Origin of the sequence: Streptomyces sp. NRRL WC-3549 (assembly GCF_000721935.1) — a bacterium.
Classification (GTDB): Bacteria; Actinomycetota; Actinomycetes; order Streptomycetales; family Streptomycetaceae; genus Streptomyces.
Genome location: NZ_KL585429.1, coordinates 1 through 1,918 on the forward strand (window position 1 = coordinate 1; position 1,918 = coordinate 1,918).

At 78.4% G+C, this 1,918-nt stretch carries 1 protein-coding gene and 1 pseudogene; both read right to left on the reverse strand.

Translation table 11 applies throughout. From position 1 onward, the window contains the following. Positions 1-1,036 (reverse strand): annotated as a pseudogene (locus tag IH13_RS0129555) (5,6-dimethylbenzimidazole synthase); the annotation flags it as partial. Between the two features lie 333 nt (positions 1,037-1,369). After that, a partial coding sequence (locus IH13_RS0129560; protein WP_031089120.1) for a methyltransferase domain-containing protein occupies positions 1,370-1,918 on the reverse strand: 549 nt, incomplete at its 5' end.

Here is a 1,918-nt window from a genome sequence, read left to right on the forward strand (position 1 = left end):
GCGCGGCCGCGGCCTCCACGAACGGCGCGGGCTCGGCCACGACCGGCTCGGCCACGACCGGCTCGGCCACGGCTTCGGGCTGCGCCGGCTCGGCGGCGGGCACGGGCGCCGGCTGCTCCGGGACCGGGGACGCGGCCACGGCCACGAACTGACCGCCCATCGTCCCGGTCGCGAGGGCCTCCGCGGCCTCCTGACCCTGAGCGACGGGAGCGGCCGGGGCGGCCGGAACGGCCGGCTGCTCCGGTACGGGCTCGGCGACGGCGGAGGGCGCCACTCCGGCGGCCCCCTCGTCTTCGGTGAACGGCTCGGCCGGAGCCTCCGGCGGGGCCACGGCGGCCTCGGCCGCCTCCGGGACGACCGTTTCTGCGGGAGCCGCCCGCTCCGGCAGCGGGGCCGGCTCGGGCACGGCCTCCGGGGCCGGGGCGGGCTCCGGCGCGGGCACGGTCGCCGGGGCGGGCTCCGGCGCGGGCGCCGTCTCCGGGACGGCCTCGACGGTCGCCTCGGCCGGCGCGGGCGCCGGTGCGGCCCACGGGGTGGCGCCCTGCGGCGGGATCTCCCCCAACTGCGGGCCCGGCAGGAGCCCCGCCCCGTCGGCCGGGGGGTCGGCGAAGTACTCGGGGCCGGTCGCCGGCGGGCCGGCGTGCCGTGCGGGCGCGGGGGTCTGCCGCGCGCCGGCCGGGCCCCGGTCGGCCAGCGAGCGGACGACTCCCCCGGTGGCGTTCTGGCCGTAGGACGGGGCCTCGACGGGCCCCCGGTGCAGCGGTCGGCGGGGGGGTGCGGACGCGGGGGCCGTCACCGGAACCTGGCCCTGCGCGGGTACCTGGGGGGCGGGCCGGTCCGGGTGCTCGCCCGGCGCGGCCGGGGCGTCGCTCCACGCGCCCTGGGGTGCGGGCATCAGCAGGAGGTCGTCGTCCTCGGGGGCCTGCTCGGAGGGGTCGAGGAAGGTGTAGGCGTCCGGGGCGGGGATGCCCGGCTGCTCCACCATGCCTGCGTGCTCCGGCAGTCCCTCGCCCGGGATCTGGCCGGTGTCAGTCATGCGTACCCCTCGCCCATCGTCAGTGCTCCTTCGGCCCTTCGCCCGGGATGCCCGAACCACGGCACGCCGGCGCTCGTCAACAAGAACGAGCGGGCTCGCCGCGCGGCACGGAACGCGCACGGAGCCGTCCGCACCCGCGGTCGTTCGCCGCCGTGCCGGACCGTTCCGCCACGGCTCGCTGTGGACTGCGCCACGTTGCGCGTCCCCCGGTTTCGCTGTACCACATCGTGGACCAAAACGGTCCCCTTTTCCGGACATTGACGAACGAACCGTCGAACGGCCGGGTGCGGTACAACAATCGCTCAGCCTACCTCGCGCTCCGCGGCGAGCGGGTCAGGGGGCGAGGTCGGAACGGAGCCCGGAGAGCAGGAACACGACGGCGCGTTCGCGCTCCGTCCAGGCGGACGTGTCCAGTGCGACGGACTGGAGCAGCACGCATTCGACGGTGTAGCCGTTCTCCCCGAGGGCCGCGCCCAGGGCCTCGGCCTCGTCGCGGTTGGCGGCGTGGGTGACGATGCGCTCGGGCCGCCGTGCGGCCACCGCGGTCACGACGGGTACGCCGCCGCCCCCGATCCGCACCACGTCGGGCTCGGGCAGACGTTCCAGGACGTGCGGGGCGCGGCCCTGGACGACCTGGAGGGCCACCTGGGAGGTGCGGGCGGCGGCGGCCGTACGGGCGCACGCGTCCGGGTCGCTGTCGACGGCGAGGACCGCCGCCCCGAAGCCGGCCGCCTCCACCGCGAAGGCGCCCGAGCAGCAGCCGACGTCCCAGACGAGGTCGCCCGTGCGCGGGCCGAGACGGGCCAGCTGGGCCGCGCGCAGTCCGGGCGACTCGCCCTCTCCGGGCTCGCGCGCGATGGCCGTGCGGGGCCCGTAGGAGGC